The organism is Paenibacillus sp. p3-SID1389, assembly GCF_025151705.1.
In the GTDB taxonomy this organism is placed as follows: domain Bacteria; phylum Bacillota; class Bacilli; order Paenibacillales; family Paenibacillaceae; genus Fontibacillus; species Fontibacillus phoenicis.
In genome coordinates this window covers 70,470-96,885 of sequence record NZ_JALXVO010000002.1, presented here as the reverse complement: position 1 = coordinate 96,885, position 26,416 = coordinate 70,470, and the positions used below count along the sequence as shown (strand labels likewise).

Sequence of the window (26,416 nt, the reverse complement as noted above, 5' to 3'; positions counted from 1 at the left end):
GCACTTTATCCAATTACACCAGTATAGCATCAATACTTTATAACACTAATTGACAAAACCGGCCATTCCGAGCTGAAGTTCATCGGGAAGTGCCGGTTTTCGTTTGGGTTTTGGCGAAAAAAAGCCGTACTCCCGCTTGGTTACTACTTTTTTTCAGATTGACGGAATGCCTAGGGTTTGGTAATCTATTCTTAACATTAATCCAAGTAAATTTATCAGAATTCAACGAATGATTGAACGGATTCGGGCAGCATTGAGAGGAACGGCAGCAACTTGACTTGGGCTTTCGAAACTGGAAAGGATGTGGGGTTTGGCATGCATGTAGAAGTGCGGAACTTAAATAAGCATTTTGGCAGCTTCCATGCCGTTCGAGATGTTAGTTTTGGCATCGAAAAGGGGCAATTAATCGGCTTGCTGGGGCCGAGCGGCGGCGGTAAAACGTCGATTCTTCGTATGCTCGCAGGTTTGGAGCAGCCGGATGAAGGGGAGATTCTGTTCCATGGACAGCGGGTCAATGAATTAAAGCCGCAGGATCGCGGAATCGGCTTCGTATTCCAGAGTTATGCCCTCTTCAAGCATATGACCGTATTCGATAATATTGCTTTTGGGTTGCAAGTGAAGAAAGTACCGAAGGCAGAAATACGGAAGCGGGTGATGGAGCTGGTTGAGCTGACCGGGCTGAGCGGATTCGAGCACCGCTACCCGCATCAGCTGTCCGGCGGGCAGCGACAGCGGGTCGCTTTTGCCCGGGCCTTGGCTCCGCAGCCGCAGCTCTTGCTGCTGGATGAGCCGTTTGCGGCGATCGACGCAAAGATCCGCCAGGAGCTGCGGTCGTGGCTGCGCGAGTTGATCGAGCAGGTGGGCATCACCTCCATCTTCGTCACCCATGACCAGGATGAAGCAATTGAGGTTGCCGATGAGATTATGATCATTAATCAAGGTCGGCTGGAGCAGAAAGGGACGCCATGGGATATTTATAAGGAGCCGCAGACCCCGTTTGTCGCCTCGTTTATCGGCCAATCGACGCTGGTGGAGCGCGCCGCCGATCTGAAGGGCTTCGAGGAAGAATGTGGAGGGCTGGCGACGAAAGCCTTGATCCGTCCGGAGTATATTGAAGTGGGCACTGAGCACGAGTTTACGCTGTTATCCGCAACCGCTCCAGGTGTGGTGAAGCATCTTCACTTCCGCGGCAGCGAATGGCTGGTGGAGGTCGAGGTCGGCGGACATACACTGACGACCTTCCGCTCCCTGGAGAAGGAAACGTTGAAGGCAGGACAGGAAGTGCGCGTGCTGGTGCACCGCGCTTATCTCTTTGACGACGAACGAAGCTGGATTCTTGAGAATCCGCTGAAGCGTGAACCGCTCAGCGTGATCATTTAAATCTAAAGGGCTGTATCAAGGAAAGCGTAAACGGCTTTCCACGATACAGCCCTTTAGTTGTTATTTCATACCGGAAATCGAATAGTTTTCGATAATATGTTTTTGGAAGATGATGAAGATGATGATGATCGGAACAACCATAAATGCCGAGCCTGCCATCTGCAAGGCGTAGTCTCCGCCGTACTGGCCTTTAAGCAGCTGCAGGCCAACCGACAGGGTATATAGACTCTCGTCGTTTGCAATGATCAGCGGCCACAGGAAGCTGTTCCAGCCCGCGATAAAGGTCAGGATGCCTTGTACCGCGAGGATCGACTTGGAGATCGGCAAGGCGATCTGTACGAAGATACGGAATTCGCCGGCCCCGTCCAGACGGGTGGCTTCCAACAACTCGTCGGGAATCGTCGACATGAATTGGCGGAACAAGAAAATGCCGAAGGCCCCTACTAAGCCTGGAAGTACAATCCCAATCATCGTGTTGGTTAGGCCCATCATGTTCAGGATCAGATAGACCGGAATCATCGTGACCTGCCCGGGAATCATCATGGTGGCCAAAACGAGATAGAACAGACCATCCCGCCCCTTAAACTTGTACTTCGCGAAAGCAAAGCCGGCCAGGGCGTTCAGGAACAGACCCAGGAAGGAAAAGACAACGATGATCAACGTATTTCGCAAATAAACGCCAAACCGCATATTCTCAAACAGTTCTTGGAAGTTCTCCAGGGTGAACTGGTGGGGCCACAGGGTCGGCGGGATCTGCGCCACTTCGCTTTCCGGTTTAAACGACGACAGGATCATCCAGACGAATGGCAGCAGCATCAGCAGGCCCATCACGCCGAGCAGAATTCCGACCAGCCATTGCAGCGCTTTATCGCCCGAGGTTCTGGTTTGCATGTGTGTACACCTCCCGGGATGACATCAGACATCCGCTTCCTTGTTTTGAAATCTGAATTGGATCAACGTGATCAGGATAATGGCGAAGAACAGAATAAAGGAGCCTGCCGCAGCATATCCGAATTTGCTGAATTGAAAGCCGTTGTTATAAATAAACAAAGCTACGGAGATCGTGCCATCCAGCGGACCGCCTTTGGTCATGACAAAAGGTTCCTCGAAGAACTGCAGCCAGCCGATCATCGTGGTGATGGAGACAAAGAAGATGGCGAAGCGCAGCAGCGGAATCGTAATCGACCAGGTTTGCCGCCAGTTGCTGGCTCCGTCGATTTGCGCCGCTTCATAATACGTTTTCGAGATGCCTTTGATCGCAGCGATGAAAATAATCATGTTTAAGCCAATCGCCCGCCATACGGCCAGGATAATCAGCGAGATTTTCGCCATGACCGGATCTTGCAGCCAAGGGACAGACCCGAACCCCAGCGAGTTCAAAATATAGTTGAGCAGTCCCAGCGACGGGTTGTACAGGTAGCTCCATACGACGGCTACCGCCACGACGTTGGTAACCGACGGCATATAGAAAATGACCCGAAATGCTTTGAAAATACGGGCTTTACCGAAGTTGATCAGCAAGGCGATCAACAGGGAAATGATGATAACGAGCGGTACGCCGATAATAACGTAAAATAACGTGTTAAAAATGGATTTTTGAAACGATGGGTCCAACAGCACTTCCTTATAGTTATCGAAACCTACAAAGCTGATGTTGGAGAGGTCGGCCAACCCGGCTAAATCCATGTCGGTGAAGCTGATCACCAGGGCAATGGCGATCGGAAGCAGCGAAAAGAGCGCCAGCAAAATCAAGGTCGGCGCAATGAACAGGTAGGGTGCATTTTTTTGCGATAAGCCTTTCATCTCGGATCACTTCCTTTATTCAGCGCGTCTAAGCTAACGTCACCACCTCTGCCCGCCGGGGAGCCGGAGCTGCCGGCGGGCTGGAGGCGGTATGGTAAAGCTTTCGCTTACTTACTGAGGATTTTCTCAGCTTCGGCGTTGAAGGCGTCCATTTCTTTTTGGACATCCGCGCCGCCGCGAACGATACGTTCAAAGCTCTTCAAGTAGGTTTGAGCAATTTGCTCCCAAGTGGTGAGCAGTGGCATCGGTTCGGAATGCTCCAGCTGCTCTTGCAGCGCCTGATAGTTCGGATCGTCTTTGAGGGACGGATCTTCCCAAGCTTTCAAGTTGGTCGGCAGCGATTTGGTCAGCTGCATCCACTTGATTTGCGTTTCCGGCTTGCTCATGTATTGAATGAACTTCAAAGCTTCGTCCTGATGTTTCGTATATTGGAATACCGACAGATCGGAGCCGCCCAGCGCGGAAATATTGTTCTTCTTCGCCGGCAGCGGAGCCACCGCCCATTTGCCTTCCAAATCCGGTGCTTGCGTCTTGATGGAGTTAATCATCCAAGGGCCGCTGATGAACATCGGAACAACGCCCTCGCCGCTAAGCCCTTGTACCGGGTCCAATCCGAGGTCAATCGGCGCGGATCCGTCCTTAAAGAATCCGTTCAGATATTCCACCGCTTCAACGAACTCCGGCTGGTTAAACAGCGGCTTGTTCTGTTCGTCGAGCAGCTTGGAGCCGTTCTGGCGGGCGAACATAAACGCCAGCGATTGCTCGTTCATATCGATGCTGATCCCGTATTTCCCTTTGCCACGGTCAGCCAGCTTCTTCGCTGCATCGCGAAGTTCATCCCATGTTTTTGGCGGTTGGTCATAGCCCACTTCCTTCAACAGGTCAGTCCGGTAGAAGAGGACGCGGGTTTCGGTATACCACGGAATCCCCACGATTTTACCGTCATATTTGGTCGTGTTTACGGCGCCCGAATAAAATTGATCCTCTTTAAACTCCGGATACTTGTCCACCACCGAAGTCAGATCCATCAGCGCGCCGGCATTCGCAAACTCCGGAATCCAGGTTGTCCCCATTTGGATGACGTCCGGACCTTTCTTCGAAGCGACTGCGGTCAGCAGCTTGTCATGTGCATTGGACCAAGGCAGGGCTTGGACATCCACCTTGATGTTTGGGTTCTCCTTCATGAAGTCGTCGGCGATTTGCGGTAGCGATTTGGCTTCATCGCCCATCGCCCATACGCTGATTTGCACTTGTTTGTCGCCGCCGTTTGCGGCCCCATTCCCGCTGCCGCCATTCGCCGCGTTATCTTTCGAACCGCAGCCAGCAAGAAGGCTAGCGAGCACCAGTGAGCTGGCAATCAGGGTAGTTGCTGTTTTTTTCCACATAAGGATCGTCCTTTCTGAAAATAATAGCTGTAAGTAATATGAGACATTATTTAGCGATTTTATGCAAAACAGATGAGCCGGCCTTGAGGACAGGCAACACCTCCTTCTCAAGCATAGAAATGGGTCCCCTTGTTTGTACCAAAGATGATGCCGCAGAACAGCGACAATAGACAGGTGAAACGTTTCGATTAAGAAAAATATGAACCTAGTTCCCGGAAAATCAGAACTAAGTGAAACGTTTCGATTCATTATAAAACAGATTGTAATCGTATTCAATATCTTTTTTTCGGATCATAACCCGGAGCTGATTTTGTTAAAACGACTTTATTGAAACGTTTCTACAAATTTTGAAATCGCATTCCATGAAAATTGACGGATTTTTTGATTCGATATATAATCCAACTATTCAAATAATCGAAACGTTTCACCATCATGCTATAACAATAATCTTACATCGAAAAAGGTGGGGAACCCATGACACAACAACCCATAGAGAATTATCTGAAGCAGATGACCCTGGAGGAAAAAATCGACCAGTTGCTGCAGCTCGCCGTCCCGTTCTTTGAAGGAGCCCGGACCGAGGGAGAAATCACTGGTCCGATGCAGGAGCTGGGCGTATCTGAGGAAACAGTGCGTAACACAGGTTCGGTTCTCGGATTATCCGGAGCGCAGGAAGCGATCAACGTGCAGCAGGCTCATTTAAAGAAGAACCGCTTAGGCATTCCGCTGTTGATGATGGCCGATATCATTCACGGCTTTAAAACGATCTTCCCCGTACCGCTGGCCATCGGCTGCTCTTGGGATTTGTCTCTGGCTGAGCGAAGCGCAGAAATTGCTGCCAGAGAAGCCGCAGTGTCAGGGGTTCATGTCACGTTTGCCCCGATGGTCGATCTGGTGCGTGATCCCCGGTGGGGGCGGGTGATGGAGTCGACCGGCGAAGATCCGTATCTGAACAGCGAATTCGCTCGGGCGTTTGTCCGCGGCTTCCAGGGCCGCGATTTGCGGAACGATACAAGCCGGGTGGCTGCCTGTGTAAAGCATTTCGCCGCCTATGGCGCTGCCGAGGGCGGACGGGATTATAACACCGTCGACATGTCGGAATGGCGGTTGCGTGAAACCTATTTGCCGGCTTACAAAGCCGCGTTGGAAGAAGGCTGCGAAATGGTTATGGCCTCGTTTAACACGGTGGACGGCATTCCGGCAACCGGCAATCGGCGCTTATTACGTCAGCTGCTTCGCGAAGAATGGGGCTTTGACGGCGTGATCATCTCAGATTGGGGCGCAGTGAAAGAACTGATTCCGCACGGAGCTGCGGCCGACGAGAAGGAAGCGGCCCGCCGCTCGATCGAAGCGGGCATCGACATCGAGATGATGACCACCTGCTATATGAAGCATTTGGCGGAGCTGGTGAAGACCGGGGTGGTCGAGGAAAAACGGATTGACGAAGCGGTGCTGCGGATCCTGCAACTCAAAGAGAAGCTCGGACTCTTTGACAATCCTTATCGCGGCGCAGATCCAGAGCGGGAAGCGGAGATCGTCTTCTGCGAGGAACACCGGGCCGCCTCCCGCGAGCTGGCAACTAAATCCTGCGTTCTGCTCAAAAACGAAGGCGTACTGCCGCTGCGGCGGGATCAATCGATCGCGTTGATTGGCCCGTTTGCGCAAAGCGGTGACATTCTTGGCCCGTGGTCATGGCAGGGGTCGACGGAAGCGGCGGTTCGCCTTTATGACGGCCTAGTCGCAAAGGCAGGCGCGAGCCGGATCGTTGTTGCGGAGGGCTGCGGCATCGAGGAAGCCGATGACCGCCGGCTTCAGGAAGCTGTGGCCGCAGCGGCTGGCGCCGACGTGATCGTGCTGGCGTTAGGCGAAAGCTCGGAAATGAGCGGTGAGGCGGGCAGCCGGGGAGATATCCGGCTGCCGCAGGCGCAGCTGGCGTTGATCGAACGTCTCGCTGAGCTCGGCAAGCCGATGGCGGCCGTGTTGTTTAACGGCCGGCCGCTGGACCTGCACGGCGTAGCAGATCGTGTTGGTGCCGTGCTTGAAGCCTGGTTCCCAGGCAGCGAAGGCGGCCATGCGATCGCCGACCTGTTGTATGGGGACGTACAGCCGTCGGGACGGCTGTCGATGTCTTTTCCATATGCAGCAGGGCAGATTCCGGTGTACTACAACCACTTCAACACCGGGCGCCCGAAGGGAGCGTCGGACGCTCAGATTAGATACGTTTCGCAATATCTGGACATGCCAAACGAGCCGCTTTTCCCGTTTGGGTTCGGGCTCAGCTACACCACGTTTATGTATAGCGAACCGGAACTGTCGGCAACGGTTATGACACCAGAACAGCCGCTGACAATCAAGGTGAACGTGACGAATACCGGATCGGCAGCCGCTGAGGAGACCGTGCAGCTCTATATCCGCGATATCGCGGGGGACGTGGTTCGGCCGGTCAAGGAGCTGAAGGGATTCCGCAAAATCCTGTTGCAGCCGGGGGAAACTCAGGAAGTCACTTTTGAAATTACCGAGGCGCAGCTGCGATATCACCATAGCGATTTGACTTACAGCAGCGATGCGGGCGAGTTTGTGGCCTTTGTGGGTCCCAACAGCCGGGATGCCGCGGGCGTGCGATTTATTTTGCAAAAATAGAAATCATAAGGATCAAAGGAGTGGAAAGGATGACGACAGCAACGGAGGCGTGGAAAGTTCTTCAGTCGGGGGACTTGACCTTTACGTTATGGAACAGCGGCGATCTGTACGAAATGAAATACCGGGACATCCTGATGAATCAGCTGTTATCCGGCCCGGTGGAGGGTTCGCTGAACAATCTGTATTTACGTCTGCACCTCCCCGAGGGGATTCGGGCCATTCCCTTGCTTGGCATTCGCTCGATCAGCCGGCTGAGCTTCGGGGCGGATACTGCGGTTTGGAAGGGGGAAGCCGAAGGGATTCAGTACGAGGTCGTGTTGAGACTGGATTCCCGGGGCATTTGGTTCTGGGACGTTCGGCTGGAGGGACAAACCTCGGTTGAGATCGACGTTGTCTATGGTCAGGATATCGGGCTTGCCGAACCGGGAGCGGTACGCAGCAATGAAGCGTATATGTCTCAATACATCGACCATACCGTATTCCGGCATGAGCGGCGGGGCACGGTCATTTGCTCGCGGCAAAACCAGCCGCAGCGCGGAAAATTCCCTTATATGCAGCAAGGGGCGCTCACCGGAGCTGCGGGATATTCGACCGATGGCTTTCAATTTTTTGGGTTGTCCTATAAGGAGACGGATCACCCCGAAGCGCTGATGCGCAAGGAGCTGGCGAACGAAGTATATCAATACGAATTTGCGTATGCGGCGCTTCAAACAGGTCGTCAGGTGCTGAATGGGCAAGCGCGGGTTGTCTTCTACGGGCTGGTGCGGGAGGATCATCCGGAAGCGATCGAGACGCTGGAATTCCAGGAGTTGATTGAAGATGCGTGGCGTGAATTCGAGGCCGCCCCTGTAAATGCGGTTGAGGCTGCAGCTCCAGTAACCTTAGCGACGGAATTGGGCGAGCCGCTGTGGGGTTTACCGATGGACGACGCCGAAATCGAGGCGCTATTCCCGCATCGTCAGCATGAGGAGCGGGATGGCGGGCAGCTGCTATCTTTCTTCACGGATACGCACGAGCATGTCGTTTTGAAGGAAAAAGAGCTTCAGGTCGAGCGTCCGCATGGCATCATCTTGATGTCCGGCGGGAACGACCGGGTGGGCAGCGAAGTGATCACGACAACTTCATACATGTACGGCGTATTTAATTCCCAGGTGGTCGTGGGCAACACCTCATTCCACAAGTGGGTTTCCAACGTACGCAATGCGCTGAACGTCTCCAAAGCGTCCGGACAACGGATCTACGTGGAATTGGACGGGGTGTACCGGCTGTTGACGATGCCGTCGATGTTTGAGATGGGCTTTAACTACGCCCGCTGGACCTATAAAATGGCGGAGGATACGATCGTTGTCACCAACTATACCGCAACGGATTCCCCGGAACTTGCGTTGAACATCGTGTCTGCGAACGGCAGAGCGTACCGCTATTTGGTGACAAATCAAATCGTTATGAATGATTTGGAGTTCCAACGTTCTTTTCTCATGGAGCAAAAAGAATCGGTGCTGACGTTCCGGGCCGACCGCGAAGCGCTGTCTGCTTCCGTATATCCGGACCTAGCTTACCGGATGCACGTATCGGGAACAGGCTTTAACGTATATGATGAACGCCGGCTGGCTCCGGGTGCAGCGCCGGGCAGCTCGTCGCTGGTGGTGCTGGAAACGGAGCCTTGCAGCAATTGGACACTCACGGTGCAAGGTTTGCTGCATGGCGGGGAATCGAAGCCTGCGATTCGGGAGGTACAGGAAGAAGCCGTTCGGTACCGTGAGTTTTTGGGCCGGGTGATGAACGGCTTCCGGTTATCGCTGGAGGAAGCGTCAGCGCCTGCAGCTCAGGAACTGCAAAAGCTCAATACGTTGGCTTGGTGGTATACGCACAATATGCTTGTCCATTTCTCGCTGCCCCATGGGCTGGAGCAATATGGCGGGGCCGCTTGGGGCACCCGCGATGTTTGCCAGGGACCGGCGGAATATTTTTTGGCGACGCAAAAATACGGGGTGGTCAAAGACATCCTGAAGACGGTGTATGCTCACCAATATGAGGACGACGGAAACTGGCCGCAATGGTTTATGTTTGATCGTTACTTCCGGATTCAGCAGGAGGAGAGCCATGGCGACATCATCGTCTGGCCGCTGAAGGTGCTGAGTGATTACTTGACGGCGACCGGGGACTATGGGCTGCTGGATGAAGAGGTTCCGTATACGGTCAAAGGAAGCTTTGAACTGTCTGCCACGCCGGCGACGATCCGCGAGCATGCGAAGAAGGAAATCGGCTATATCCGCAGCCATTTCTTGCATGATACTTATTTGTCTTCCTACGGCGACGGGGATTGGGACGATACGCTGCAACCGGCGAATGCCCAGCTCAAGCGCTTTATGAGCAGCAGCTGGACGGTGGCGTTAACGTATCAGACGTTCCGTCAGCTGGCGGAGGCGTTGCCGGAAGAGGAGCAGCATTGGGCAAATGAACTTGCGGAGCTGGCCGAGGGCATCAAGCGTGATTTTAACAAGTATATGCTGGGCACGGAAGTTATCCCCGGTTTCGTCTATATGGAACAACCGGGGCAAGCCGAATTGATGCTGCATCCGACGGATACAAAAACGGGGATCCATTACCGGCTGCTGCCGATGACACGCAGCATGATCGCCGAGCTGCTCACCGCTGAGCAGGCGGAAGCGCATTACGGCGTCATTAAAGAGAAGCTATACCATCCGGATGGCGTGCGCTTGATGGATCGGCCGGCCAAATACCGGGGCGGCGTTAGCACACACTTCAGACGGGCGGAGCAGGCGTCCAACTTCGGGCGTGAGATCGGGCTGCAGTACGTTCATGCCCATATCCGCTTCATCGAAGCGATGGCCAAGCTCGGCAAAGCCGAGGAAGCTTGGAGCGGGCTGCACAAGATTAACCCGGTGGGGCTTAGGGACGTTGTGCCGAATGCGGAGCTGCGGCAAAGCAACGTCTACTTCAGCAGCTCGGACGGCAAGTTCGCCACCCGTTACGATGCGGAGGAACGGTTTGATGAGTTGCGGAGCGGGAACGTGCCGGTGAAAGGCGGCTGGCGTATTTATTCCAGCGGCCCTGGAATCTATATGAACCAGCTGATCTCCAACTGCCTAGGCATCCGAGTGCGAGGGGAGGACCTGATCATTGACCCTGTGTTGCCGCCGCATTTGGATGGGCTGCGGTTTGATTTTGCGTGGATGGGCCTCCCGACCACGTTCATCTACCACATGAACGGCCAAGGCCGCGCAGTGCGGATCAACGGCCAAGAGATTCCGATTCGGGAGAATCCGGGATTTTACCGTAGCGGCGGCGTTCGGATCAGCCGGCAGGATTTTGCGGCGTTCGGGTCGAATGATCATAACGTCGTTGAAATCTGGATGTAAGTTGAATTCAAGATTCGACGTCGAAATTGCATCTGGGGAACACCTCGTGATCGGAAGACCATTTTTTGAACTACCGAATAAGATAGAGGTTCAAAAAGTGGGGTTTCCAGCACCGAGAAGGTTGGATGAAGCTTAGGGACTGAGTAGCGGAGCGTAGGCAAAACCTACGTGAGCAACGGAAGTCCCGGCTGAGTCCAAGATTCGACGTCGAAATTGCATCTGGGGAACACCTCGTGATCGGAAGACCATTTTTTGAACTACCGAATAAGATAGAGGTTCAAAAAGTGGGGTTTCCAGCACCGAGAAGGTTGGATGAAGCTTAGGGATTGAGTAGCGGAGCGTAGGCAAAACCTACGTGAGCAACTGAAATGTTTCCGAAGGAAACATGCATCGGAAGCATACGCTTTCCCGGCTGAGTCCAAGATTCGACGTCGAAATTGCATCTAGGAAACACATCGTGATGGAAAGAACACTTTTTGAACTACCGATAAGGGGAGTAATGTTGTGGTAAGCATTAAGGACATTGCCAAAAAAGCCGGAGTCTCCATCTCCACGGTATCCTACGCACTGAATGGAAGTCCGAAAATTACCGACGAGACGAGCGCAAGAATTTTGGCGATCGCGGAACAACTGAATTATGTGCCCAATGCTGCCGCACGTTCCTTAAAAACCCGTGAGTCGAAGATCATCGGCGTGTATTTGACCGACTTCAGCGGCGCTTTCTACGGCGACCTGTTGCAGGGCGTAAAAGAAGTGCTGAACCAGAAGGGGTACGACATGGTCGTATGCAGCGGCAAGCAGTCCCATCGACTGCTGCCTGAGCGGATGGTAGACGGGGCGATTATTTTGGACGCTACGTTCTCTAGTCAGGAGCTGCTCAAGTACGCCGACATTGGGCATAAAATCGTGGTGCTCGACCGCGAGCTCAACCACCCGAACATCAATCAGGTTCTGTTGGACAACAAGGCGGGAGCGACCTTGGCGGTCGAGCACTTGATCGAGCAGGGGCACCGCAAGCTTTATGTCGTCACGGGGCCCAAGGGCTCCTATGACTCGAAGCAGCGGCTGAAAGCGGTGAAGCAGACGGTCGCCCGTTTCGATGGAGTGGAGCTGACCGAAATCGAAGGAAACTTCAATAAGGATGCCGGAGAACGGGCGGCTGAGCAGATCCTTCGGGACGTGACCACACCGGTGGGCGTATTCTGCCTGAACGACGAGATGGCGATTGGCCTCTACAATGCGGTGAAACGGACCGATTATGTGATCGGCAAAGACATCCATATTATCGGTTTCGATAACATCGAGTTAGCCGAATATACGGTGCCGCGTCTGGCGACGATCGACTATTCTAAGCGGAAGTGGGGAGCGCTGGCATCCGAACAGCTGCTGAAGATCCTGGCCGGGGAACCGGTCGAGCATGAGCGGGTGTACGTGACGCTGGTGAAGGGCAATTCCGTGGGTCAAGTTTAATTCGGACAAAAAGAGGAGAATAAGGGTACAAATTACCCTTATTTTCACGTTGAGCGAATAACCGGGACGAATAACGGTAAAAAATGGCCTTATTCTGCGAAAACGAGCTTGAAATCCCCCTTCTGAGCAACATTTGGCGAAAATAAGACCCTAAAATGGCCTTATTTTCCAGAAACAAGGGGTTAAGGCTGAAATAAGGCCAAAAATTACCACTATTTTGGCGCGACAAAAACACAAAGAAGCCGCTGATCCAACCAATCAGCGGCTTCTTCATATTTTATGCTCTTGACCGTACTTCCTGACGCATGAACAGGACGTAGGACAGGCCAAAGCAGATCATGGTGGCGGCCAGCAAACCGGTCAATTGCGGCCAGATGAGCAATAGGCTTTGGCCCAGTGACAATGGGCTTGCGATCGCCCCGACGAGCTGGTCCATCGTTAGCGGTCCCAAGGCGCGGACGCCGGGGGAGAGCATCGTCGAGATCGTCTCCGAGAACAACTCTGTCGGGGACAGGCGGTTCAGCGTCAGCACGAGGTTCATCTGCCGCAGCTGCGCCTCCGGCGCCGCCATTTGCGAGACGGCCGTCGCGCTGTCGATCATGTTGATGATCATGCCATAGAAGATCGTAAAGAACAGCCAGATGGCGATGGACGACAGTGCCGACGTTGCTGCCTGCCGGAAGCGGATGGAGAACAGAATCGACAAGCAAAGCCAGAAGCCGATGTAGACCACCGCAATCAGCAGGAAGATCAGGATACGGGCGAATTCCTCTGGAGTTGGCGGATATCCGATGGTAAACAACCCCAGTCCCATCACCAGCAGCCCCAGCGAAAAGACCACGACCGCAATGATCACCAAAGCAGAAACGAATTTAGCCTTGATGAAGTCATCGCGGTAGATCGGTTGCGACAGCAGGCGGCCCAACGTTCCTTTATTCCGTTCGGAATTGACGGCGTCGAACCCTAACGTGATTCCAATCAGCGGTCCTAACCAGGAGAGGAAGGTAGAAAAAGAGGGAACCGCCAGTGCAGAACTGGTTAAGGTATACATTTTCAGGAACAGGAACGTATCGCCCGCCCCGCCGCTAGCTGAACTGCTGCCCGAACGAATCGCCGAGACAGCGGAATAGATCGAGCCGATGCAGGCCAGTACGATGATGCCCATTAGGATCCCAAAGCGCCAGCTGCTCAAGTGGTCACCAATCTCCTTCTGGACCATCACCCAAAAAGAGGAAGACGAGCGCTCCCGCGGCGGATTCGCTTCTCCGCCGGGACGGAGCTCTGCCCATAGCTTGCGTGCCCGTTCCCGCCACTCATCCAGGCGCAGCTGCTCTTTGAAAGAACGGCTGCCCACGGTTTTGTTTGGCTGCATCATGACTCACCCCTTTTTTCAAAATAGCGATGGTAGATATCGTCAAGTCCGTATTCCTTGCGGCGGATGTACACAAGCTCCGCATCCTTCTGAATCACGGCTTCGGCGATTTGTGCGGTAAGGTCCCGTTCACAAACCACCGTTGCGGTAACGCCCCGCTCGATCTCGTCGTCCCCTTGCTGCGGGTAACGGATGTCACGGACGCCCTGGATGCTGGAAATGTTACGGGCTAGCTCCTCCGTCCAGCCTTTGGCGCCAACCTCTACATAGACGTTGCCGTCCGCATCCAGCTGTTTGGACAGGGTGCGGATGTCGCCGCAGGCAATCAACCGGCCTTGGACGAATAGACCAACCCGGTCGCATATTTGCTGCACTTGATGCAGATGGTGCGAGGACAGCAGCACCGTCAGCTTCTCGTCGCGGCTGAGCGAAGAGATGAGGGCAAGCAGCTCGCGCACCCCTTCGGGGTCGATCCCGAGCGTTGGCTCGTCGAGGATAATGACCTCCGGATTTTTGATGAGCACGTCCGCCAGACCTAACCGCTGCCGCATCCCGCGGGAGAACGCTCCGACCTTCTTGCCGGCGTTGTCTGCAAGTCCGGTTTTCTCCAGCAGGGCTTTGGCGCGTTGCAAAGCTTCTTGCTCCGATACGCCGTTCAGTCTTGCTGTATACACAAGATTATCCAGCGCCGTCCGATCCTCATAGAACCCGACATCATCGGGCAGATAACCCACCTTCCGCTTCACCTTCAGCGCCTCGCGCGTCGGGTCAAAGCCGCAAATCCGCGCCTGTCCCGAGGTTGGCTCGGCCAACCCGAGCATCATCAGGATCGTTGTGGTTTTTCCTGCACCGTTGGGGCCAAGCAAACCAAAGATTTCCCCGCGGGCGATGCTTAAGTTCAGATGATCAACGGCGGTGGCTTCTCCGTATTTCTTCGTCAGCTGCACGAGTTCAATGACCGGACGTTCGCCAGTAGCCGATGGGGTAGGTGTCTTGCCGGTTTCCGTAACCATGGATTATCTTCTCCCATATTTCCGGAACAGGTAATAGATGCCTCCGCAAACGGCCAGTATGATGAGAACCCCCACCCATCCCCATAATACGGACGATTTTACGGTAACCCGCAGATCAGCGTTCGCGCTTTTGTTCGCGGAGGAGGCAGTCAGACTGACGATGTAGTCCCCTGGGAGCGATTTTTTGCTGGATTTAATGGTGGCTTGAACCTGCTTGCTTTCACCCGGCGCGATCGATGTGATCGAGGAAGGCTCGAAGGACACCTCCCAATCCGTCGGAGCGGCCGAGGAGAAGGAGAGATCTTGCAGCTCAGCGGAGCCGGTATTTTGGACCACGAAGGTCAGTTTGCGTTCGGAACCTGCGCCCACGTCTGTGCTCAGCCGGTCATCCACCGTGGAAAACTTCATGTCGTACGTTCCCGTTACGACCGCTTCGATTTTGGCGTTGGCTGTGGTATCGCCGCTCGTTGCCGAAATCGGGATTTCATAGGTGCCGGCTTTGATTTGCTCCGGCGGCTTCACTTCAATCGTAATCGACTTCTCGGTGTTGGGTTCCACTTCAACCGAAGTGACGCTGTTGCCGTCAGCTTTGAAACGAACGTCCCATCCTTGCTCGGCTTGTGCGTTGAAGGCGTAGGTCTGCTTTTGCGTCGTTCGGTTGCGCAGCACCGCGCTATACGTAAACGTGGAGTCCGAATGGCCTTCCATGTTGGCTTGATCCAAGGTCAGCTCGGTTTTGAAGGTCCCTTGCTCGGAGACGTTAACGACCAGCGGCAGCGTTGCATCATCCGCTTTAAGATTGAACACGTACCGGCCTTTGTTAATTTGCAGCGGGACCTCAAGATCGAGGGTGAAGGATTGCGTTTCACCGGCCTTTACCGCCAGCCGCGATATTTCGCGCCCGCCTGCGGTGAGCTCGTATTTCCAATCCTTGCTTTGCGTCTCTAGCGAGAGATTGGCCGAAGCCGTACTGCTGCCATGGTTGACAAGATCGATCGAATAAGACACAGATTCGCCCGGTGCAGCGGACCATTCCAAATATGGCGTGAAGAGCTCCAATGAGCCCGCCGCCGAGGCTTTGCCGACCCCGGATAAGGCAACGCTTAGGGTCGTGACCAGAATGAGCAGCAAGAACGCCGCTTTTCGATAGGTTTGAAGCATCTCTTGTACCCCCTAAGAAAAATAATGATGTTCATCAAAGGTACGCACGAAACGACGCTTTGGATTTATTCGATTCTAGAAATTTTTTTGGGGTTTTCAAGCGAATTCATTTTTGATAAAACGGGAGGTAAGAAGAGGAGAAATTTTGCGGGAGGGACAAGTATGGACCTGCAAAATGAAGAGATGACCAGGCAGCTGCGTGAGATGTGCAACGGTTCCGTCCGCGCATTTGATGCGTTTTATGCCTGTTATTCTCCTTTTGTCATGCAGGTGGCCGGCCGTCTGGTTGGGGAGCGGATGGAGGCCGAGGATATTTGCCATGAGGTGTTTTTGGAGGTGCTGCGGCGGGGGCAAGACTATGACCCGTCGCGCGGGTCAATCAAAGCCTGGCTGGCGGTGATGACCCGCAGCCGCAGTCTGGACCGATTGCGGCGCAAAGCGCGGCTGAAGTATCCGGGCGATGAGGCGCTGCGCCGGGATGCGGTGGACGAAGACAGCTCCGGCGAGAACCAAGTCTTGTCCCGGCTGGAGCGGGAAGCGCTCCGCACAGCGATCTACGCGCTGCCGGAGACGCAGAAGAAGGCGATTATGGGCTCTTATTTCGCCTTGCAAACTCAACGCGAAATGGCGGAAGCCTGGAGCGTTCCGATTGGCACCGTAAAGTCTTGGGTACGTTACGGGCTGAACAATTTGCGCAAGCAGCTGGAGAAGCAAGGTTGGGGAGAACCGCTGGAAGGAGGGAATGAGCATGAACGGGCAAGACAGCGATAAGGTTCGCAACATCGGCGGGCCAGGCAACGAGAACGTCTGCATTCGGATGTACACCGAGCAGGAGTGGATTGATTGGTTGCTGGGAACGCTGGAGGAACCGCGGCACTCTGAAATGGCGTTGCACCTGGATAGCTGCACGGTCTGCCTGGAGCAGAAAACGTATTGGGAGAGCGTCCTGGGGATCGACGGCGAGGACGGTTCATTGCCGGGGCAGCTGAAGAAAACGGAGCAACCGGGGACGAAGGTGCAGCCAGAGCAAATGGAGCTGCCGGAACTGCCGGGGAGACCGGCTGTTGGCAACCGGGAGCTTACTCCAAACCTGGCGGCTGCCCCAGGACCGTCGCAGCCTCAACTGCATCAGCAGGCCGTTTCTCCTTCCGCGCAGCGCTTGGACCCGTGGGCGGGCGCTACCCCTTCCGAGCGGATACGGCGCAGCCTGCGGAGTCGGGTAAGATGGATCAGCTGGCGACGCCGAGCGTTACGGCTGTTCACCGTTCGTTGGAAGTGGACGGTGTCGCTGGCGGCCGCGCTGATCGTACTGGTCGGCATGAGGGTTGTCATCGATCACCTGAACCAACCCGAAGCCAGCTGGGACCGCTATGTGCAAACCTACGAGCCTGAAGCGCTGCCGGTCCTGTCGAAGCCGGACACGATCTCTTATCCAATCGCCATGGGCCGCATGGAGCCGGAGAACGGCATGGTGTGGTACAATGCAGGTACCCGAGAGGTGCTGATGCTGGTCGGCGGGCTCGTTCCGGATAAAGGGCAGATGGTCCGCGTATGGATCGTGAAGGAAGGGGCGCGCGACAGCTTAGGGTTGCTGCAATACCACAACAACCGGGCGCATCTCTACGTCAAGGACAAGACGCTGAGTTATGGAGACAGCCTAGAGCTGACGATTGAACCCGCTTATGGCGCGCCGGAGATGAACGGGTTTTCTAATTCGATCTCGTTGGATTTGTTGGGGCGATAGTGCCAAGCAAAGCGAGATTTGGGAGGTTTCCTAAATTTCGCTTTTTTACGCGAGAGTTGCAGGATATGGCGAGCGGGGCACGACTCGTAAAACTAAGGCGAGCGGCTCGGCAGGAGGGAGACATTTCGATATGGATCGGCTTGAGTTTATCGGCACCGGGGATGCGATGGGCGTTCCTAGAGTGTATTGTGATTGCGAGGTGTGCGGGGAAGCGCGTAGCTCCGGTGTGAACCGGAGGTATCGCGCTCTGGTGGCGGTGGAAGGTGAAGAGGGCGGCTTCCTAATCGATTGCGGACCGGATTGGCGGTCCGGGTTGGAGCGGCGAGGGCAGCGTTTTGCGGAGCAAATTCTGATCACGCACGCCCATTTCGACCATATTGGCGGACTGCCCGAATGGGCCGATGCCTGCCGCTGGCTGGGTAGACGGGGACAATTGTATGCGCCGCAGGAGGTGTTGGACACGATCCTTCGCCAGTTCCCTTGGCTGGGCAGCCATTTAGATCTGCATGCCGTTGGCGCGGAGGGCACTCGCCTAGCCCGGTGGCAGATTTCCGCGTGGAAGGTCTTCCACGGCAAAAACGGCTTTTCGTACGCCTATCGATTAGAGAAAGATGGCTTCACCTGGGCTTACTGCTCGGATTCCATCGCCTTGCCAGAGGATCAAAAGCAGCCGTTGTTTGGCCTTGATCTGCTGGTGCTGGGCACAAGCTTTTATCACGAAACCGCCGAATTTACGACCCGGTCGGTGTATGACGTGAAGGAGGCACTGGAGCTGTTGAACGAGATTCGGCCGACGCGGACGGTATTCACGCATCTGTCGCATGACATCGATCTGCGACGCGATTATGGACTGCCAGAGGGAGTGGAGTTTGCAGTGACGGGAATGCAAATGTCGCTGCAGAAGGGGAAGTAAAGGCCAAGGGGCTCCGAGGGGATTTCCAAAGGATTTTCAAGGAGATGTCCGAGGGATTTACGAGCAGATGTACAGCTGTGTTCCAACGGATGCACCGGCGGATGTACGGCTTCGTTTCCCAGCGAATGTCCTAGCGGATGTCTGAACTTCGTTGCCAACCGTTGTCCAAGCAGATGTCTGAACTTCGTTGCCAACCGTTGTCCAAGCAGATGTCTGAGCTCCGTTTCCAGTGGGCATGATAATGTATGCGAAAATTCGAATACATTTCACCCACGTGGGGTCATTTTGACCAAATGTATATGAAATTTCATGCTTAATCACCCCATTTTGACGCAAATGCCCTGAATCTATATGAAAAACCGAATAGATTTCGAGTTTTGGGCGTTTAACAGCAAATTATATTCGAAATTTCAGCTATATTAAAAAAAAAAACTAACTGGAAGGATCCAGTTAGTTTTTTGCATTCAGCACAAACTTCTCGATGACATGCTTCACGCCGTCTTCATTGTTGCTTAACGTGACATAGTCGGCGATTTCCTTCAGCGCTGGGATGGCATTACCCATCGCCACGCCTAGGCCGGCGGCTTCGAGCATCTCATGGTCGTTCCAGGAGTCGCCGATAGCGATCGTTTCTGATAAGTCGCAACCAAAATGGGCGGCCAGGAAGCGCAGAGCATGGCCCTTGGTGCCTTCCTCATGCATGATTTCCAGGAAGTTCGGCTTCGACTTGGTGATATGAACGCCGTCCCCGAGCAGCTCGCGCAGCTCCGGCGCGATTTGGTCCAGGTAATCGGGTTCGTCGATGATCAGCATTTTTGGCGTTGGCTGGGCGACCAGCTTGGCAAAATCCGGCTCCACATAATATTGCGTCCGGTTCAGCTTGGTGTAGTCGATCAGCTTCTGGTTCTCCTCGCGGGCGTACAGCTTATCGTCAATGTACGTTTGCAGGTGCAGGTTGCGCTCGATGCAGTATTCGAACAGCTTGCGTGCTGCTTCCATGGGGACGTAACGCTCGTAGAGCACCTTTTCGTCCATCAGGTTTTTGACCAGTGCGCCTTGGTACGTAATAATCGGTACGTTAAGTCCCGTTTGACGGGCGATCGCTTGAGCAGATGCGTAAGCGCGGCCGGTAGCCAGTGTGACGACGACGCCCTTGGCCACCGCTTGCTCCAACGCCTGCTGTGTTGCAGGGGTGACCTCTTTGTCATCATTAATTAAAGTATCATCAATATCGATGGCAATCAGTTTATACATGGTTTCTCTCCTTTAAGGAAGATCTCTCTATCCAACCGATTCGGGGGATTCAGATTCAACTCCACCCGATTTTAATTCCGCGAGCAGCATGCCTCCCAGAATACATAGACAGCCAAGCCCAGTGGCCCAGCCTAATTGCTCGCCGCCAAAAAGCACGCCGGTCGCTGCAGCAAAAACCGGTTCCATGGCGAAGATGACCGCGACCCGGGAAGGACTGGTGAATTTCTGGCATACTGTCTGGATCCAAAACGCAAATGCACTGGTGGGCCCGATGGAAACGAGCAGCGCAAGCCATACTTCCGGCTGCATCAGTTGACCGGCTGTTTCGCTCCAGGAAGCGGTGCGCTCGAACAGCAGCGAACCCGCCGCACTGAGGACGCCCACGACCGCCATCTGCAGCGAAGCTAAGGGCAAGGCCGGATAACGGGGGGCAAATACGCCGGTATAGGCGACGTGCAGACCGAAACCAACCGCGCACAAAAACACGAGCGCATCCCCCAGGTTCAAGACGAGGCCGGAACTGCCGGCGAACGCCAGCAGGTAAAGCCCGGCGGCAGCCAGAATTGCGCTGATCCAGGTGAAACGCGAAATTTGATGTTTTAACAGCCAAAAGGACAAAAAAGGCACGATAACAACAGACAATCCGGTAATAAAACCGGCGTTTGAGGTTGAGGTATACAGCAAGCCAACCGTTTGAAACGTATAGCCTAAAAACAGGAATAACCCTAGCAGCGCAGCATGCCCCATCATGCGCCAGGACAATTGCTTCCATTCTTGCCGGTAGAACATGCTAATGATCAAAGCGAGCAGCAGCGCTGCCCCGATAAAACGGATGCCGTTAAAAGCCAGGGGCGGGAGCACTTGCACCGCATGCTGAACGATCAGAAAGGTACAGCCCCACATGAACGCCACGAACAGCAGCGCCATATCTGCCAGGCGGGTGCGGCTCGCGGCGTTTTTTTGCGTTAGGGTAGAAGTCGGATGATCGTCATTCTTCAAGGAAAATCAGCCCGATGAATTCGTCCAGCTCAATGTTGCCGAAATAGTGCTTCACGTCAACGCCGGTGAGCGCTTCCCGTACAGCCGAATCCTCATATTTTACGCCTCTCAGCTTGTCCTCGATATCAGCGACGTCGCCGACACCAAAGAAATCACCGTAAATCTTGATGTCCTGAATATGTCCGTCCTTGATGTTCATGCGCAAATCGATAATCCCGACAGGGAATTTCTTCGCATGCTTCACATTGCTCTCCGGCGACAAACCGTAATTCCAATCCCAGTTCTTGTAGCGTTGTGCGGAGATTTCATGGATTTTCGCCCAATCCGCTTCCGTCAGTTTATATTGAGGCACTTCGTTTGGTTCCATGCCAAAAATATGCCGCAGCAGCTCTGCGCGGAACTCCTCGATCGTCATTTTGCGATCCAGGAAGTCAATGATGTTGGCCACCCGGCTGCGCACGGATTTGGTGCTCTTGGACTTGAATTTTTCCGGATTGGCGTTCAGTGCGGCTTGGACGTTGTCGAGGTTCAGATTAAACATCAGCGTACCGTGGCTGAACATGCGGCCCCGCGTAGCAAATTGAGCGTTACCGGAAATTTTCTTCTCCCCGACTTGAAGGTCGTTGCGTCCGGTCATTTCCGCATCTACGCCAAGGGATTTGAGCGCAGCGACCACCGGCTCGGTAAACTTGCGGAAGTTATGGAACGACTCGCCGTCATCTTTGGTGATAAAGCTAAAGTTCAAGTTCCCCAGGTCGTGGTAGACCGCACCGCCGCCGGAAAGTCGACGAACGACTTGTACGCCGTTCTCCTTCACGTATTCCTGATTGATCTCCTCGATGGTGTTTTGGTGCTTGCCGATAATGATGGAAGGCGCGTTGATATAAAACAGCAAGTAGCTGTCGTCCTCCAGCGGTAAATGTCTTAAGGCATATTCTTCGATGGCCAAATTGACGGACGCATCGGTAATGCCTTCGTTATCGATAAACAGCATGGTTCTCCATCCTCCTATTTTGCGGCCGGATACCTGATTCTCAGGCCCCGGGATGTAGTCATACAAGCATACGATTTTATTGTAAACCAATTGGTGTCGAAACCAAAGGGGGAGCATCGTTTTTTGCGGAAAAAGAACGCCATGTCCTTCCTTGTTGACGGAAAAAGACGGGACAACGATAATGGGGACACCTGAACTTTTTTGAAGCGAAGAGAGGAATGACACTCTATGGAGTTGGAAGTATACGGACACGGCGGCGATCTGTTGACCGCTTCGGCCCGGTATGGCGTGGCGGCTGGGGAATGGACGGATTTTAGCGCGAACATAAATCCGTTGGGACCTCCGCCTGGACTGCTGGAGGCGCTGCGCGAGGCGTTGCCCGGCATTGTGCGGTATCCGGACCCGGGGCATCGCGGACTGGTCAAGCAGTTGAGCATGCACCTTCAAGTCGAGGAGGACATGCTGGTCATTGGTAACGGGGCGGCGGAAAATATGGCATTGGCGCTGCTTGGACTCACTCCGCAGAAGGTGGGGGTGGTGGAGCCTTGTTTTTCGGAATACCGTACGCTCTCGGAGCAGTTTGGCGCCCGGGTGCAGTCGGTGTTTGGAACGGAAGCGCGGGCGTTTAAAGCCGCACCGGAGGAAGTGGAGGGGTTGATTCAGAAGACGGATTTAGTCTTTATCGGTCAGCCCAACAATCCGAACGGTGTGCAATACAGCTTGGACGAACTGCGGCGGTTTGCTGCGGCCGGAGAGCAGTACGGCACGTATATCGTTATTGACGAAGCGTTTATCGACTTTATTCCGGAACCGGAGCGTCAGACATTGCTGCCGGAGCTTCGGAATAACTCGCATCTGATATTGATTCGGTCGATGACGAAATTTTTTGCGATTCCGGGCCTTCGGCTCGGTTACGCGATCGCCCATCCGGACACGGCCCGGCGCATGAGGGACAAGCAGGTGACCTGGAGCGTCAATTCGTTGGCCTTGCTGGCGGGCGAGGTATGCTTGCGGGCAGATGCTTCGCATGAGCAGGCGACCCTTGAGTTGGTGAAGCGACAGCGTGACCTTATGCACAGCGAGCTGACGCGTCTTGGGTGTCAAACCTGGCCGGGCGAAGCGAACTTCCTGCTTGTGCGGCTGCCAGAGCCGTGGACGGCTGAATCGATGCAAACTGCGCTTGGTCGGCGCGGGGTGCTGGTGCGCAGCTGCGCGATGTATCCGGGGCTGACGAACCGGGATATCCGGCTGGCGGTGAAGGATGAGTCGGCCTGCCGCAAGCTGCTGCGGGAGCTGGAAGCCGTGATGGGGATTCGTTGACGGAAGAGAGTCGATAAAAGGAAGGTTCCTTCAAGGAAGAGGACGAGGAGCGTTGTTTGTGAAAGAACGCTGAATGGCGTTGGTTGAAGCAAGCCTTACTTCTTGGAGCGAGATGTGATGCTGGGAGGATGATAAAGTGAAGATAGAGATGCCATTTATGGAGGCACAGCCAGGAGAGGTCTATGCATCCGAAGCTTGGCCGGGGCTGAAGCTGGCGTATGGAAAACGGCATTTGCTGCTGGAGGCGCCGGAGGAGATGGACGGGCTGAGCAGCGCGGTGTTTGGCGGAGGAGCTGGGCGGCTGCGGCGGATGGTCAACATCTATGTCGACCGCCAATACCGCTGCGACGACCCGGCGCGAGACATTGCGGAGTTGCTGGAGCAATGGGAGTACCCGGCTGCTGGGACAGCGGGGCTGCTGACGGCGGTCCCGATGCGCTACGCCGCGGTGGCGGAGGAATGTGGCGAGGATTTCGCCGTCTTCTGCTGCGCGACGGCGGGGGCGTCGAACGCCGCGCGGGCGGGCGTTCGGCGGACGACGTTCCCGGCCTCATGGACGCCGGGAACGATTAATGTGCTGCTGGCCGTGGATGGGCGGCTGACGCCGGCGGCGATGGTCAACGCCGTAATGACGGCGACGGAGGCCAAGACGGCCGCGCTGGGCGATCTCGGCGTGCAGGACGCCGAGAACGGGCTTGCGGCCACCGGCACCACGACCGACGCGGTCGCGCTTGGCGTGAGTCAGCGGGCCGACTGGCCGCTGCTGCACGCTTACGCGGGCACCGCGACGGACCTGGGCGGCACGGTGGGCCGCCTGGTGTACGCCGCCGTAGGCGAGTCGCTGCGCGCTGCGGCCGCAGGCGCGGGGGCGCGCCGATGATGGCGGCGTGGTGGGTGGTGCCGGTCGCGTATGCGCTCGACCGGCTGCTCGGCGATCCGCGCTGGCTCCCCCATCCGGTGGTGGGGATGGGCAAGGCGATCGCCGCGCTTGAGGCGGCCATCCGCCGCCTCGTCCCGCCCCGCCGCTACCGCGCGGCGGGGGTGCTGCTGCCGCTGGTCGTAGCCGGCGGCAGCTTTGCCCTGACCTGGGCGCTGCTGCGCCTGCTCGCCCAGGTCAGCCCGTGGCTGGCGGCCGCGGTGGAGGCCGCCCTCATCTGGACGACGATCGCCGCCAAAGGCTTGCGGGAAGCGGGCATGGACGTGGCCGGCCACCTGCTGCGCGGTGACCTGCCCGCCGCCCGCCGTGCGCTTGGCATGATCGTCGGACGCGACACGGCGCACCTGGATGCGCCGGAGATCACGCGCGGCGCCGTCGAGACCGTCGCCGAGAACATCGTCGACGCGGTGGTGTCGCCGATCGTTTTTGCGCTGCTGGGCGGCGCCCCGCTGGCGATGGCGTACCGGGCGGTCAACACCCTCGATTCGATGGTCGGCTACAAGAACGACAAATACATCGATCTCGGCTGGGCCTCCGCCCGGCTGGACGACATCGCCAATTTCATCCCCGCCCGGCTGACGGCGCTATTGCTGTTCGCCGCAGCCTGGGCTTTGCGGCTGGATGCCCGCGGCGCGCGGCGAGCGGTACGCCGCGATGCCCCCAAGCATCCGAGCCCGAACAGCGGCTACCCGGAGGCCGCGGTGGCCGGGGCGCTGGGCGTGCGGCTCGGCGGAGAAAATTCCTACCACGGCGTCGTATCGTTCCGCGCTTATATGGGGGAGAAAACCCGCGAGCTGGTGCCCGAGGACGTAGCCAGCACGGCCCGCTTGATGTTCTGGGCCGCCAATGCCACGGTGATCCTGGGAACGGGGATCTGGATTGCGGTCACCGGGAATTGGGGTTGGATATAGTCGGAATCGTGGGCACGCAGGGGAGGTGGAAAGAGGATGAATGTGGAATGGTGGCTGGTTCGCCACGGCCTTACAGCATGGAACACGGAACGCCGATATCAAGGCCACAGCGATCCCCCGTTGCTGCCGGGAGAAGCGTCGGGTTTAACCGAACTGCGCCGGGAACTGGAAGGGGTAAACTTTGCAGCGGTGTATGCCAGCGACTTGCGGCGCTGTTTGGAAACGTTGGCTTGGGCCCGTCCCGATCTGCTGGACAAGGTGCACATCGACCCCCGGCTGCGGGAAATGAACTTTGGCCAGTGGGAAGGCCAAACCTATGAGATGCTCAAGGATGACGAGCGGTACCGAGCCTGGATCGATGACCCGCAGGCGATAACGCCGCCCGGCGGCGAATCGTGGCAGGCTTTTCAATCGCGCGTATCGGAGGTATGCCGGGATCTGCTGGAGCGTTCTGGAGCTGTGAAGGGGACGGTCTCGGGCCCCCTAAGCTGGGCCAGCGACCAACCCGCGGAGCCTCTTTCGCTAGGGCTGGCGCCGCAACCCTCAGCATCAGCGCAAGAACCTTTGCGCTTGCTGATCGTCACCCACGGCGGCGTTATGTCGTTGCTTTGTTCGCTGCTGCAGCCCGGCCTGGGGTTCTGGGATACCCATGTTGGGCCGGGCGGGATTCAACGTTTGTATTTTCAAGGGCAAGAAGAATCAGAAGGGGGGAAAGGAAGTTGAAGCTAAGTCTGCTGGATTTCGTTCCAAGGCTTCCGGGCTATTCGGCGGAGGAGGCGCTCGAACAGGCGATCCGTTTGGCCCGGGAGGCGGAAGCGCTGGGCTATCACCGCTACTGGACGTCGGAGCATCACGGGATGGAAGGACTGGCCAGCGCGGCCCCTGAGGTACTGCTGTCCGCCATTGGAGCGGCGACCCGCCGGATTCGTCTTGGGTCTGGCGCTGTATTGCTACCGCATTACAGTCCGCTGAAGGTTGCGGAAAGCTTCCGGCTGCTGTCGGCCCTGTATCCGGGGCGTGTCGACCTCGGCATCGGGAGAGCTCCCGGCGGTGAGGCGCACGTGACGATGGCTTTAAGCGGCAATTTTCTGGAACGGGTCGGCCGCTATCCGCAGCTGGCCAAGGATCTGGCTGACTTGCTAGCGGATAATTACCGCTACGACGATCATCCGGTGATCGCCCGGCCGATTCCGCGGCTTCCGCTGGAGTTGTGGATGCTGGGCACCAATGTCAAGAGCGCAGGGTACGCAGCCGAGCTCGGAACGGGGTACGTTTTTGGCCAGTTTATGAGCGACAGTAACGGAGCAGAGATCCTGCGGTCGTACCGTGAAGCCTTCCGCCCCTCCGTTCACCTGGCCAAGCCGTCGACGATCCTGGCGGTGGGTCTCATCTGCGCGGAGACCGAAGCGCATGCAAAGACACTGGCGGCGAAGACGACGGAAGGGTTCCGCGATCGCGGCGGGGCGCCTTTTCAATGGTTTGCCGGGACAGCCTTGCAAGCCCGCGAGTATTTGCAGGACCTGCAAAACCAGTGCAGGAACGACGAGTTCCTGATCGTATCCCCCATCCCTGATTACGAGGAGCGGCTTCATTCCTATCGGCTACTGGCTGAGTTAGGTATATAATCCCGAGAAGCGGTCGCTCAACCCACTCCAAGCCGATCCAACATAACGATATACAAGTTCCCCTTGGCAACCAAGATATAGGCTAGGGGGCTTTTTTTTTCCTGGGGAAGGA

21 protein-coding genes are annotated in these 26,416 nt (G+C 55.8%); 12 read left to right on the top strand and 9 right to left on the bottom strand.

Annotated elements, in window-relative coordinates; genetic code table 11:
• Window positions 1–315 precede the first annotated feature (315 nt).
• Entirely contained in the window at window positions 316–1,380 is a 1,065-nt protein-coding gene (locus M3G15_RS01335) for a sulfate/molybdate ABC transporter ATP-binding protein (protein ID WP_009226029.1), read from the top strand.
• A 60-nt stretch (window positions 1,381–1,440) separates the two neighbouring features.
• Here the strand turns inward: M3G15_RS01335 and M3G15_RS01330 are convergent, their stop codons facing one another.
• The 3 genes from M3G15_RS01330 to M3G15_RS01320 form a co-directional block, all read right to left on the bottom strand.
• Window positions 1,441–2,271: a carbohydrate ABC transporter permease gene (locus M3G15_RS01330; RefSeq protein WP_009226030.1), complete on the bottom strand. Its 831-nt coding sequence runs from the start codon at window positions 2,269–2,271 to the stop codon at window positions 1,441–1,443.
• 24 nt (window positions 2,272–2,295) lie between these two features.
• A complete protein-coding gene (locus M3G15_RS01325) occupies window positions 2,296–3,183 on the bottom strand; it encodes a carbohydrate ABC transporter permease (protein ID WP_260069852.1) in 888 nt (295 codons plus the stop codon).
• Window positions 3,184–3,290: 107 nt separating this feature from the next.
• Window positions 3,291–4,568 carry a sugar ABC transporter substrate-binding protein gene (locus M3G15_RS01320; protein WP_260069851.1) on the bottom strand — a complete coding sequence of 426 codons (1,278 nt, stop codon included), beginning with the start codon at window positions 4,566–4,568 and terminating at the stop codon, window positions 3,291–3,293.
• Between the two features lie 474 nt (window positions 4,569–5,042).
• Between M3G15_RS01320 and bglX the strand changes: the two genes are divergently transcribed.
• From bglX to M3G15_RS01305, 3 genes are all read left to right on the top strand, one after another.
• Window positions 5,043–7,208, top strand: coding sequence for a beta-glucosidase BglX (gene bglX, locus M3G15_RS01315; protein ID WP_260069850.1), 2,166 nt, complete (start codon window positions 5,043–5,045; stop codon window positions 7,206–7,208).
• A 29-nt stretch (window positions 7,209–7,237) separates the two neighbouring features.
• A complete protein-coding gene (locus M3G15_RS01310) occupies window positions 7,238–10,591 on the top strand; it encodes a GH36-type glycosyl hydrolase domain-containing protein (RefSeq protein ID WP_260069849.1) in 3,354 nt (1,117 codons plus the stop codon).
• 504 nt (window positions 10,592–11,095) lie between these two features.
• On the top strand, window positions 11,096–12,061 hold the full coding sequence (locus M3G15_RS01305) for a LacI family DNA-binding transcriptional regulator (protein ID WP_009226035.1): 966 nt from the start codon (window positions 11,096–11,098) through the stop codon (window positions 12,059–12,061).
• Between the two features lie 277 nt (window positions 12,062–12,338).
• Here M3G15_RS01305 and M3G15_RS01300 read toward each other — a convergent pair whose 3' ends face one another.
• From M3G15_RS01300 to M3G15_RS01290, 3 genes are read right to left on the bottom strand one after another with little or no spacing between them, the layout of a single operon-like run.
• On the bottom strand, window positions 12,339–13,436 hold the full coding sequence (locus tag M3G15_RS01300; protein ID WP_009226036.1) for an ABC transporter permease: 1,098 nt from the start codon (window positions 13,434–13,436) through the stop codon (window positions 12,339–12,341).
• Window positions 13,433–14,446 (bottom strand): ABC transporter ATP-binding protein, encoded by a 1,014-nt coding sequence (locus M3G15_RS01295; protein WP_009226037.1) that lies wholly within the window; start codon window positions 14,444–14,446, stop codon window positions 13,433–13,435. The genes M3G15_RS01300 and M3G15_RS01295 overlap by 4 nt, the downstream gene beginning before the upstream one ends.
• A gap of 3 nt (window positions 14,447–14,449) precedes the next feature.
• Window positions 14,450–15,607 carry a COG1470 family protein gene (locus M3G15_RS01290; RefSeq protein ID WP_009226038.1) on the bottom strand — a complete coding sequence of 386 codons (1,158 nt, stop codon included), beginning with the start codon at window positions 15,605–15,607 and terminating at the stop codon, window positions 14,450–14,452.
• A gap of 162 nt (window positions 15,608–15,769) precedes the next feature.
• Between M3G15_RS01290 and M3G15_RS01285 the strand changes: the two genes are divergently transcribed.
• The 3 genes from M3G15_RS01285 (at window position 15,770) to M3G15_RS01275 (ending at window position 18,264) form a co-directional block, all read left to right on the top strand.
• Window positions 15,770–16,378, top strand: coding sequence for an RNA polymerase sigma factor (locus M3G15_RS01285; protein WP_036645957.1), 609 nt, complete (start codon window positions 15,770–15,772; stop codon window positions 16,376–16,378).
• Window positions 16,356–17,351 (top strand): anti-sigma factor, encoded by a 996-nt coding sequence (locus tag M3G15_RS01280; protein WP_260069848.1) that lies wholly within the window; start codon window positions 16,356–16,358, stop codon window positions 17,349–17,351. The genes M3G15_RS01285 and M3G15_RS01280 overlap by 23 nt, the downstream gene beginning before the upstream one ends.
• A 130-nt stretch (window positions 17,352–17,481) precedes the next feature.
• Complete coding sequence (locus M3G15_RS01275) at window positions 17,482–18,264, top strand: MBL fold metallo-hydrolase (RefSeq protein ID WP_260069847.1); 783 nt, start codon at window positions 17,482–17,484, stop codon at window positions 18,262–18,264.
• Window positions 18,265–18,714: 450 nt separating this feature from the next.
• On the opposite strand, the gene M3G15_RS01270 is transcribed toward M3G15_RS01275, so the two are convergent.
• The 3 genes from M3G15_RS01270 to lplA are packed head-to-tail and all read right to left on the bottom strand — an operon-like array spanning window position 18,715 to window position 21,511.
• The gene (locus tag M3G15_RS01270; protein ID WP_009226042.1) at window positions 18,715–19,518 is read right to left on the bottom strand and encodes a Cof-type HAD-IIB family hydrolase; all 804 of its coding nucleotides are present in this window, start codon (window positions 19,516–19,518) and stop codon (window positions 18,715–18,717) included.
• A 27-nt stretch (window positions 19,519–19,545) separates the two neighbouring features.
• Window positions 19,546–20,517 carry a DMT family transporter gene (locus tag M3G15_RS01265; protein ID WP_260069846.1) on the bottom strand — a complete coding sequence of 324 codons (972 nt, stop codon included), beginning with the start codon at window positions 20,515–20,517 and terminating at the stop codon, window positions 19,546–19,548.
• The gene (gene lplA, locus M3G15_RS01260; protein ID WP_016313063.1) at window positions 20,507–21,511 is read right to left on the bottom strand and encodes a lipoate--protein ligase; all 1,005 of its coding nucleotides are present in this window, start codon (window positions 21,509–21,511) and stop codon (window positions 20,507–20,509) included. Before lplA ends, M3G15_RS01265 begins: the two co-directional genes overlap by 11 nt.
• Before the next feature lie 228 nt (window positions 21,512–21,739).
• Between lplA and cobD the strand changes: the two genes are divergently transcribed.
• The 5 genes from cobD to M3G15_RS01235 all read left to right on the top strand — a co-directional run bounded on the left by cobD (window position 21,740) and on the right by M3G15_RS01235 (window position 26,304).
• Window positions 21,740–22,831 carry a threonine-phosphate decarboxylase CobD gene (gene cobD / locus M3G15_RS01255; protein ID WP_260069845.1) on the top strand — a complete coding sequence of 364 codons (1,092 nt, stop codon included), beginning with the start codon at window positions 21,740–21,742 and terminating at the stop codon, window positions 22,829–22,831.
• A 136-nt stretch (window positions 22,832–22,967) separates the two neighbouring features.
• Window positions 22,968–23,711, top strand: coding sequence for an adenosylcobinamide amidohydrolase (locus M3G15_RS01250; protein WP_311202242.1), 744 nt, complete (start codon window positions 22,968–22,970; stop codon window positions 23,709–23,711).
• Window positions 23,711–24,679: an adenosylcobinamide-phosphate synthase CbiB gene (gene cbiB, locus M3G15_RS01245; RefSeq protein ID WP_260069906.1), complete on the top strand. Its 969-nt coding sequence runs from the start codon at window positions 23,711–23,713 to the stop codon at window positions 24,677–24,679. Before M3G15_RS01250 ends, cbiB begins: the two co-directional genes overlap by 1 nt.
• A 36-nt stretch (window positions 24,680–24,715) precedes the next feature.
• Window positions 24,716–25,402 (top strand): histidine phosphatase family protein, encoded by a 687-nt coding sequence (locus M3G15_RS01240; protein WP_260069844.1) that lies wholly within the window; start codon window positions 24,716–24,718, stop codon window positions 25,400–25,402.
• Window positions 25,399–26,304 (top strand): MsnO8 family LLM class oxidoreductase, encoded by a 906-nt coding sequence (locus tag M3G15_RS01235; protein WP_157273485.1) that lies wholly within the window; start codon window positions 25,399–25,401, stop codon window positions 26,302–26,304. The genes M3G15_RS01240 and M3G15_RS01235 overlap by 4 nt, the downstream gene beginning before the upstream one ends.
• Window positions 26,305–26,416: the final 112 nt, after the last annotated feature.

Coding starts and splice junctions, on each gene's coding strand:
- M3G15_RS01335 (WP_009226029.1), top strand. CDS start 316: ATGCATGTAGAAGTGCGGAACTTAAATAAGCATTTTGGCAGCTTCCAT.
- M3G15_RS01330 (WP_009226030.1), bottom strand. CDS start 2,271: ATGCAAACCAGAACCTCGGGCGATAAAGCGCTGCAATGGCTGGTCGGA.
- M3G15_RS01325 (WP_260069852.1), bottom strand. CDS start 3,183: ATGAAAGGCTTATCGCAAAAAAATGCACCCTACCTGTTCATTGCGCCG.
- M3G15_RS01320 (WP_260069851.1), bottom strand. CDS start 4,568: ATGTGGAAAAAAACAGCAACTACCCTGATTGCCAGCTCACTGGTGCTC.
- bglX (WP_260069850.1), top strand. CDS start 5,043: ATGACACAACAACCCATAGAGAATTATCTGAAGCAGATGACCCTGGAG.
- M3G15_RS01310 (WP_260069849.1), top strand. CDS start 7,238: ATGACGACAGCAACGGAGGCGTGGAAAGTTCTTCAGTCGGGGGACTTG.
- M3G15_RS01300 (WP_009226036.1), bottom strand. CDS start 13,436: ATGATGCAGCCAAACAAAACCGTGGGCAGCCGTTCTTTCAAAGAGCAG.
- M3G15_RS01295 (WP_009226037.1), bottom strand. CDS start 14,446: ATGGTTACGGAAACCGGCAAGACACCTACCCCATCGGCTACTGGCGAA.
- M3G15_RS01290 (WP_009226038.1), bottom strand. CDS start 15,607: ATGCTTCAAACCTATCGAAAAGCGGCGTTCTTGCTGCTCATTCTGGTC.
- M3G15_RS01285 (WP_036645957.1), top strand. CDS start 15,770: ATGGACCTGCAAAATGAAGAGATGACCAGGCAGCTGCGTGAGATGTGC.
- M3G15_RS01280 (WP_260069848.1), top strand. CDS start 16,356: ATGAACGGGCAAGACAGCGATAAGGTTCGCAACATCGGCGGGCCAGGC.
- M3G15_RS01275 (WP_260069847.1), top strand. CDS start 17,482: ATGGATCGGCTTGAGTTTATCGGCACCGGGGATGCGATGGGCGTTCCT.
- M3G15_RS01270 (WP_009226042.1), bottom strand. CDS start 19,518: ATGTATAAACTGATTGCCATCGATATTGATGATACTTTAATTAATGAT.
- lplA (WP_016313063.1), bottom strand. CDS start 21,511: ATGCTGTTTATCGATAACGAAGGCATTACCGATGCGTCCGTCAATTTG.
- cobD (WP_260069845.1), top strand. CDS start 21,740: ATGGAGTTGGAAGTATACGGACACGGCGGCGATCTGTTGACCGCTTCG.
- cbiB (WP_260069906.1), top strand. CDS start 23,711: ATGGCGGCGTGGTGGGTGGTGCCGGTCGCGTATGCGCTCGACCGGCTG.
- M3G15_RS01240 (WP_260069844.1), top strand. CDS start 24,716: ATGAATGTGGAATGGTGGCTGGTTCGCCACGGCCTTACAGCATGGAAC.